We start from the raw sequence: 2,681 nt of genomic DNA on the forward strand, positions 1-2,681 counted from the left end.
TATGATGATAGGTAAGGCTTTGATGCAATCTCCACCTTTTCCCCCACCTCACACCGTACGTGCTAGTTTCCTAGCATACGGCGTTCCATCGTTTCCAACTGACTTTTAAATCAAATTATGTTACTATCGGTTCATTTCCAGCTTTAGTTCTTAGCACATTCAGTTTATCCATTTGTTTCTTATTAAGGTTAAAAGACCGAAGGTAATGTGTAATCTTATTAAGATTCGTCATGTGAATCAGTTTGTGTATAAACCAATCTACAATTACCAAGTTGTTGTACTTGTCATCCCCACCTTGTTTAACGGGAACAATGTGATGACAATGAACACGTTCAATACCAATTTCCTCACCAGTTACATAACACTTACCATATTGAGCAACGTATTTTGATATCCTATTATCGTTGTACTCAATACTTTTATTCTTCGAATAAGTCCTCATAACTTGGTTGAGAACATCCTTAGGTATTGCCTTAAGATTACTATGTACTTTATTACGCCCCGTTTCCGTATAGTTACAGATAACCTGCGAGAAATTCCACGGGTTTTTATGATGTATTCCTGTAACTGGTAAGAGTGGAGTGTTCTGTACAACGTAAATCTTAGAGTTGGGTTGTATTCCTTTGGTCTTCCTTTTAAAATTCACAGATGTTTCACAGAACTTCATGTGCTTCATATTGTTTCTAAGTCTGGTTCTCATGACTCTTCGCAGAGAGTAGTTAACCTCCGTTAAATCCATGTAAATTGTAACCGCATATTTAAAGTAATTTTGTATACCAAGAAGGGTTGAATTAAATTGAGTAACTTTCTCTGAAGTGGGCTCCTTTTGAATTCCTTTGATCCGTTCTTTTAGTTGTCTTTTAGCTTTTGTAATAGCTTTATGGGACATACTGGTTTTTGCAATATATCCAAATTTAGCTTTACCTTGTTTAACCACTTTGATTTTGAATCCAAGGAAATCTGACGAGTTTTTCTTGAGATTAACCACTTTGGACTTTTTGGCGTTAATTTCTAATCCCAAACGGGATTTGAGAAAATCAACTGTCGCATGATAAAAGCGTTGTGCTTCATCATAAGTCCGACACATAATTTTGAAGTCATCCGCGTATCTCACTACATAACCACATTTTAGATTCGTGTACTTCCTAGCATATTGTCGAAACCCTAAATGCCGAGTAGATATTCTGTGAGGTTTGTAAGTTTCCCATTGGCTACTTATCCACCAATCAAGTTCATTTAGAACAATGTTGGAAAGTAAAGGAGAAATAATTCCTCCTTGCGGAGTACCCTTATTGGGAATACCCTCTCCTTCTATCTCTGATTTAAGGATTTTTGAAATAACACATAGAAGCGATTTGTCTCTTATTCCCAAAGTCCACATTTGCCTTAATAGCTTTTTGTGGCATACATTATCAAAGAACCCCTTAATGTCAATATCAACACAGTAGTGTTGGTGACCTATGTTAATAAGGCTTACAACTCTACTGAGTGCATGGTGTGTACTTCTGTTCGGTCTAAACCCATAACTATGGTTATGAAACTTAGCTTCACAAATAGGTTCCAATACTTGGAGGATAGATTGTTGTACTAATCTGTCCCAAATTGTTGGAATCCCGAGGGGTCGTTTCTTATCACTGCCCTCTTTTGGGATAAGAACTCTTTTAACTGCTTGTGGTTGATAGTTATTTAATCGTTTTCTAACTTCATGAACAATCTCTGTATCGTTTAGGTGCCAAATATCTTTAATGGTTAAGTTGTCAACTCCAGCCGTGTTACTCCCCTTATTAGTTTTGATGTTGCGGTATGCTAATCTAATATTTTCTTCCGAACCGATAATATCAATTAATTTATAGAAATTGTTACCATTAAGGCTATTAGAATATAACTCATCATACTTTGTTTGCATGTCGTAATATTCACTGTGCCTTAGTTTAGTTTTCTTTAACATGGGCTGTAACCTCCCCTTATTTACTGGAGGTTTACATCTCTTTAGTCTTACTCGAAACCATGTCAACCATAAGTAACAGTCAGTTTTCAATCGACTAGTGGCTATCCCTCCACGTTCATTACACGTTTCATAGGTACTGTGCCACCACTTTCACTGTCATAAACCTAGGTTATACAATTTACAATTGTTTTCCCTAGAACCACTTCATCGGAAGCAAGCCCTCCGTGTTGACAGCTTACCACGTTCCGTCATTCCTATCTGTACATATACCGTTAGGTTTCTCCTATGAGCCTGCTACCTTGATATTGCCTGTAACAATATATGGACTTTCATAAAGGCGAGTTTTACTCATCCACAGTAGCGACACTAATTGTGTCAGTAAGCCTTTCGACTTACTTCCGATATAGACCCGTACCATCAGAGATTCGTCCGCACATCCCATACTCAATTGGTTCATAGTGCATACTAACCATAGGTAATTTATAGACTTCCGATTTATAGGTTACATCACCCACCTCTGAGTGACTTTCGTATCCTATAGGATTACGGTAACTCTCAACCGACTTCACCGAGCTTCATACAGTTCAGCTCTTGCTAACTTCACTGCATGTCGGAGTATTAAAGGAAGCCCTTCAAGGCGTTACCCTATCATTTGACTTCTTGGAATGACAGTTCACTGTTGAACTGTAAGTTCGACAATGCCTAAGCTTTTCACTTAGGAACGTGTCGCACC

1 protein-coding gene is annotated in these 2,681 nt (G+C 37.8%); it reads right to left on the bottom strand.

What is annotated here, in order from left to right:
- Positions 1–115 precede the first annotated feature (115 nt).
- Positions 116–1,948 carry a group II intron reverse transcriptase/maturase gene (gene ltrA / locus QO049_RS30350; protein ID WP_284489815.1) on the bottom strand — a complete coding sequence of 611 codons (1,833 nt, stop codon included), beginning with the start codon at positions 1,946–1,948 and terminating at the stop codon, positions 116–118.
- Positions 1,949–2,681 lie beyond the last annotated feature (733 nt).

The sequence above is a fragment of the Bacillus sp. RB3 genome, from assembly GCF_030164735.1.
Taxonomy (GTDB): Bacteria; Bacillota; Bacilli; order Bacillales; family Bacillaceae_G; genus Bacillus_A; species Bacillus_A cereus.